The sequence below is a fragment of the Stenotrophomonas sp. GD04024 genome, assembly GCF_029837545.1.
Lineage (GTDB): Bacteria > Pseudomonadota > Gammaproteobacteria > Xanthomonadales > Xanthomonadaceae > Stenotrophomonas > Stenotrophomonas forensis.
Genome location: NZ_JAOEDV010000135.1, coordinates 1 through 6,071 on the forward strand (window position 1 = coordinate 1; position 6,071 = coordinate 6,071).

General features: G+C 38.7%; 4 protein-coding genes and 2 pseudogenes. 3 read left to right on the forward strand and 3 right to left on the reverse strand.

All coding sequences use genetic code 11. From position 1 onward, the window contains the following. The first annotated feature begins 2 nt into the window (after positions 1–2). Together N7590_RS21680 and N7590_RS21685 are read left to right on the forward strand one after the other, a co-directional pair. Positions 3–707, forward strand: a complete 705-nt coding sequence (locus N7590_RS21680; protein ID WP_001067783.1) for an IS6-like element IS1008 family transposase — start codon at positions 3–5, stop codon at positions 705–707. Between the two features lie 32 nt (positions 708–739). Next, a pseudogene (locus N7590_RS21685) lies at positions 740–976 on the forward strand (DsbA family protein); the annotation flags it as partial. Positions 977–1,282: 306 nt separating this feature from the next. On the opposite strand, the pseudogene dmeF reads toward N7590_RS21685, so the two are convergent. Continuing rightward, positions 1,283–2,242 (reverse strand): annotated as a pseudogene (dmeF, locus tag N7590_RS21690) (CDF family Co(II)/Ni(II) efflux transporter DmeF); the annotation flags it as partial. Between the two features lie 62 nt (positions 2,243–2,304). Between dmeF and N7590_RS21695 the strand changes: the two are divergent. After that, a complete protein-coding gene (locus N7590_RS21695) occupies positions 2,305–2,571 on the forward strand; it encodes a metal/formaldehyde-sensitive transcriptional repressor (protein ID WP_005006352.1) in 267 nt (88 codons plus the stop codon). A 294-nt stretch (positions 2,572–2,865) separates the two neighbouring features. Here the strand turns inward: N7590_RS21695 and N7590_RS21700 are convergent, their stop codons facing one another. Then, positions 2,866–5,343, reverse strand: coding sequence for a heavy metal translocating P-type ATPase (locus tag N7590_RS21700; RefSeq protein ID WP_057061711.1), 2,478 nt, complete (start codon positions 5,341–5,343; stop codon positions 2,866–2,868). A 178-nt stretch (positions 5,344–5,521) separates the two neighbouring features. Further along, positions 5,522–5,716, reverse strand: coding sequence for a heavy-metal-associated domain-containing protein (locus N7590_RS21705; RefSeq protein ID WP_004281879.1), 195 nt, complete (start codon positions 5,714–5,716; stop codon positions 5,522–5,524). Between the last annotated feature and the right edge of the window lie 355 nt (positions 5,717–6,071).

A 6,071-nucleotide genomic window follows, 5' to 3' on the forward strand; every position in this document is an offset into this window, starting at 1 on the left:
AGATGAATCCCTTCCACGGTCGGCACTTTCAAGGTGAAATCATTCTTTGGGCTGTTCGTTGGTATTGTAAATATGGCATCAGCTATCGTGAACTTCAAGAAATGCTCGCTGAACGAGGCATAAATGTGGATCACAGTACAATTTATCGTTGGGTTCAGCGTTATGCTCCAGAAATGGAAAAACGGTTACGCTGGTATTGGCGTAATCCTACAGATTTACATTCATGGCATATGGATGAGACTTATATCAAAGTGAAGGGGCGATGGACTTACCTGTATCGTGCAGTTGATCAACGGGGTCATACGATTGACTTTTACCTTTCCGCTAGACGGAACAGTAAATCAGCCTATAGTTTTCTAGGAAAGATCTTCAATACGGTGAAAAAATGGCAAATTCCACGGGTCATCAATACAGATAAAGCAGCGACCTATGGCCATGCTTTATCACGATTAAAGCGAGAAGGAAAATGTCCAGTAGATATTGAGCACAGGCAGATTAAGTATAAAAATAATGTCATTGAATGTGATCATGGTAAGTTAAAGCGAATCATCAGGGCCACATTAGGATTCAAATCTATGAAGACTGCTTATGCCACAATTAAAGGTATTGAAGTCATGCGTGCACTACGTAAAGGACAAGCATCGTCATTTTATTATGGTCAGCCTCAGGGTGAAGTGTGTCTAATCAACAGGGTTTTCGGTCTCTAAGCACTTTTTAAAGGGAACATCATCGACTCAAATCACTATTTGCAACAGTGCCTACCCGCTATGGTATTCCTGAAGCGAAATTTAACAGCACTTATAAATCTTTCCCGATCACTTCGAAAATTGCCCAAGCCAAAAATCTGGCTGCTCAGTATCAGTTAAGTGGTGTTCCGGCAGTGACCGTGAATGGTAAATATATTGTGCAGGGTAATGATGCCAAAGTCATTCAGGTGGTGAATTACCTGATCGAGAAAGAGCGTAAAGCCAAATAAGACGCGATTGATTATCTCTAAAAAAAACCTGCATCGAATCTGCAGGTTTTTTTATTTAAACTGGAGGAATGGTTATTTACGTCCTGACTGCCGGATCTGGTGTTTCTATCGGCGGGCGATACCAGTGTAAAATTCCTCGGAATAAGAGCTGCATCTGCAACATGCTTTGCGCTTTAAAGTAATGAATTTTCCTTTCTATTTCAACACGCAGAATTGCCGAGGCGCCCCGACGCTCTACAACAAACAAATTCTAATCTAAGATTTACATAAATAGACTGATAAAGTTTAAAAGGAATAAATATTAATTTAAACAACATGGAAATTCTTGTTAATTTCAACAGAAATATGAACAATCTCTTCATGAATTGACAAAGCTTTACGAACTACCTCTGCTGTTAAGGAGTCATTAACTGTATTTAGGGATAAAATACATGAAGATTTACTTCTACCTACTTTCCAGACATGCAGATCAGTAATCGTAATTTGGTTATCTAATTCCTCTACAACTTCCTGAATCTCCTTTACTACAGGATGTTCCATCTCTGCATCAAGCAATGTTTTACCTGTTTCTCTAATCAATCCCCAAGACCATTGTGCTACAAGCACTGCACCTACGATCCCTAGAATTGCATCTAAAAAATCCCATCCAAAATACTTCCCTGCGAAAAGTGCAATAATCGCTAATACAGAAGTTACTGCATCTGCTACTACATGAAGAAAAGCGGCTTTCTGGTTTAAGTCATGGTCATCATGAGAGTGATGATGATCGTGGTGGTGGTCATGGTCATCATGAGAGTGATGATGATGGTGGTGGTGACCATTTTCACGTAGTAACCAGGCACAAATAAAATTAACGATCAAGCCAACAATCGCAATTGAAATTGCCTCGTTGTAGTGAATATTCACAGGATTGAATAAACGTTCTATCGATTGAACACCCATGAATACAGCAACAACCATCAATAAAATGGCACTCGAATATCCAGCTAAGATTTCTATCTTCCATGTACCGAAACAGAATCTCTGATCACGAGCATATTTTCGAGCCATTTTATAGGCAAAATAAGCTAAGCCCAATGCCAACATATGAGAACTCATATGCCATCCATCAGCCAATAAAGCCATGGAATTAAAGAACCATCCTCCAAAAATTTCAAACACCATCATTACACCAGTGAGGATGGTTGCGATTAAAATTTTCTTTTGTGCTAAAGGATTTCCTTCGTCAAATTGATGCGAATGGTCACTTTTAACATTATTTAGATATTACATTTTATTGCACCACAATTAATACTCCCCCATAGTATATGTTCTTGAGGTTGAATAGTATGTCTCACTTAAATCAGAACAAAAAAATTTTAAATCGGATTAGACGAATTCAAGGTCAAACTAATGCCCTTGAACAGAATATTTTAAATTCTGAAAATTCTTGTATTGAGGTATTACAGCAAGTTGCAGCAATTAAAGGTGCGATAAATGGCTTAATGAATGAGTTAATAGAACTTCATCTTAGAGAACATGTACTCGGTGATACTGAGAAAATAAAGGAAAAAGAACTAAATGAATTTTTAGCTTTAGTTAAACGCTACTTATAACTTTAAAGCACAGTCTTTTAAATAAAAAACTGTGTGCGCACCTATTAATGACAGTGGTAATCACCAGTTTTACTGTTGGTATGACAACCCTGTGAGTTCGTTCCCCCAGAATGAGCATTCGCATAGGTAAATGACATGCCTATAAAGCATATTAATAAAATTCTTTTCATCTTAATCCCTCTCAAATAATTAGAATATCAACTGTATGATATTTAATAAAAGCCAACATGGCTTAGACTATTTCCAAATATATAAAGTAAAGCCAACAAAACTTTAAATGTATATAAAAAATGGTTAAATAATTGCAAGGGGGGCTTTAAAACGTTTTAATCGTAAAGCATTTCCTAGTACAAATATTGACGAGAGAGCCATTGCACCAGCAGCAAATACAGGAGAAAGTAGCAGTCCAAATTGCGGATAAAGTACACCTGCTGCAATAGGAATCAGAGCTGCATTGTAAACAAATGCCCAAAATAAATTTTCACGAATATTGGTTATAGTCGCTTTGCTTAAAGCGATAGCATTTGGCACTCCTTTCAGGTTGCCAGACATCAAAACCACATCAGCAGCTTCAATAGCTACGTCTGTACCTGTACCTATTGCTAAACCAATATCTGCTTCTGCAAGTGCAGGGGCATCATTAATGCCATCTCCAACATATGCGAGTTTACCATATTGATTTTTTAATTTTTTAACGGCCTCTATTTTACCTTCTGGTAAGACTTCTGCAATAACCTCATCAATACCTAGTTTTTTTGCAATCGCTTGAGCTGTATGACGGTTATCACCTGTAATCATGGCAACCTTTAAACCTAACTGATGTAACGCTTCAATTGCAGCAAATGTTGATTCTTTAATTGGATCTGCTACAGCAATAATGGCAGCAAGTTTCTGGTCAATCGCAACATAGAGAGGAGTTTTTCCTTCTTCTCCCAAACGATCCGAAAATTGAGAAAAAACAGTAGGATTCAAACCTAGTTTTTCCATATATCGATCTGCACCAATATGAACCAAATGCTCAGAAACCTTCGCTTCTATTCCGTAGCCGGTCACTGATTTAAAATCAGCAACAGGAGACAGGATTAATTCCTTATCTATAGCGGCTTGTACAATTGCTCGAGCAATAGGGTGCTCAGACTTTGATTCAACGGCTGCCATCAGTGAAAGTACGGTATTGTATTCAAAACCTTCTAAGACATGCAGATCGGTTAAAATTGGTTTCCCTTCAGTCAGAGTCCCTGTTTTATCAACTGCAACCACTTTAGTTTCTTTGAGCAGCTGTAAAGCTTCACCTTTACGAAATAAAACCCCCATTTCAGCACCCCGCCCAGTTCCCACCATGATTGATGTAGGCGTTGCAAGTCCCATCGCACAAGGACATGCAATAATGAGTACCGCAACTGCATTAACTAAGCTAAACGTTAGGGCTGGCTCAGGGCCGAAGATAAACCACGTAAGAAAAGTTAAAAGAGAGAGACCCATTACTACAGGTACAAACCACATGGTAATTTTATCAACCAATGCCTGAATAGGCAGCTTGGAACCCTGTGCCTGTTCAACCATTCGGATGATTTGAGAAAGCACTGATGAACTACCAACAGAGGTGGCTTTGATATTTAAGCTGCCACTTTGGTTAATTGTTCCTCCTACCACAGTAGAGCCTATCGTTTTTTCAACGGGCATAGGCTCGCCAGTAATCATGGATTCATCAATAAAACTTTGGCCGTGAATAACTTCACCATCGACAGGGATACGCTCACCTGGTCTAATCTCTACAATCGTTCCTGTTTGAACTTCGGCAATCGGAACTTCTATCACCTGATTATTGAGCTGTATTCTGGCAACTTTAGGCTGCATTCCAACTAGATGTTGAATTGCTAAAGACGTTCGGCCTTTTGCCTTGGCTTCAAAAAATCTACCTAATAGAATTAAAGTGATAATAACCGCTGCAGCTTCATAATAAACATTGACCGTGCCTTGTGGCAGGACACTTGGAAAGAAAGTAGCAACCACTGAATAAAGATAAGCAGCCAATGTTCCTACAGCCACCAAGGAATTCATGTCTGGTGCTAAGCGGAATAAACTTGGGATGCCCTTTTTGAAGAAGCGTCGGCCTGGAAAAATTAATGCTACTGTGGTCAAGAAAAATTGCATTAACCAGCTATTTTGTTGGCCAATGTTATCCATCATAAACGTATGAAAGGCGGGAATCAGGTGTGATCCCATTTCTAAAATAAAAACGGGTAGAGTCAATAAGACTGACAAAATTAAATCTTTTTTAAGTTTTTCTAATTCAATATTCTTTTTATCTTGAAAGCTTTCCGTAGTTTGATGAACTGACTTTGCTTCAAACCCTGCTTTGGTGACAGCCTGAATTAACGAGTCACGAGTGACAGATGAGCTTGCCTGAATAGTCGCTTTTTCAGTAGCCAGATTTACATGTGCTGATTCCACACCCTCAACAGATTTTAAGGCTTTTTCTACTCGACCTACACAAGAAGCACATGACATACCCTCAATCGTAAGCTCTATTGGTTGCAGCGCTTCCACTTCGTAGCCTGCTTTTTCTACGGCTTTAATTAAAGTAGCGCGATCAAGTGGTTGATGCGCATAAATGACTGCTTTTTCGGTAGCCAGATTTACATGAGCCGATTCAACACCCTCAACAGATTTTAAAGCTTTTTCCACACGGCCTACACAAGAAGCACATGTCATCCCCTCAATCTCTAATGTTTCACTGTAGTGTGGCGTATCAGTCATTTCGGTACTCATATACGATCTCTATCATTTAGATATGCTGAGTTCTATATGCGAAGATCAGCTCGAACCAAGATTAGGGGGAATTCAGGGATTACTTTTATTTCAAGCAAGTACAGGTTTTATCTGTACGATGAGGAAAATAAGAGAGAGTAAAAGTGGTAAGGAATTCCCACTGTTACTCTAACAGAGATTAAGCAGGATCAGCTGTAAATCCACGCTCACTGAGAGTGGCAATGACTTGATCCTGACTCACCGTTGTGTTGATTTCAACAATACGGTTTTGTAAATCAATATCGAGTGAGGCATTCGAGTCGAGCTCTTTAATTGCGGTAGTAATGCCGCGTGCACAACCACCACAAGTCATATTAGCGATGTGAAATTTCATATGTTGCTCCTTTTTAACAAAACATTTGTTTAAAACATTAGAACAGTAACTCTAAACTTTCACCATACAACCAGCCTTTTTCTGAATCAGTTACTCGCTGTAACTTGGTCTGTTTACAACCTTACAGTTTTCTTCAGAGTATTCCAAAGAAGAGTGTTCTAATGACTACAGTAAAAGTACTTAACCAACATTAATGTGACTTTAAAATGACATTTTTGTCATCTACGATCACTCTGAAATTTATAAGATTAGTTATTTCAATCAATGGTAGTGAACTGAATAGATGAGACCGTTATGGGTTGAAGATAAGCTAAAAACCGGTGACTACCTTTATGTATAATGCCTCATGATGCGA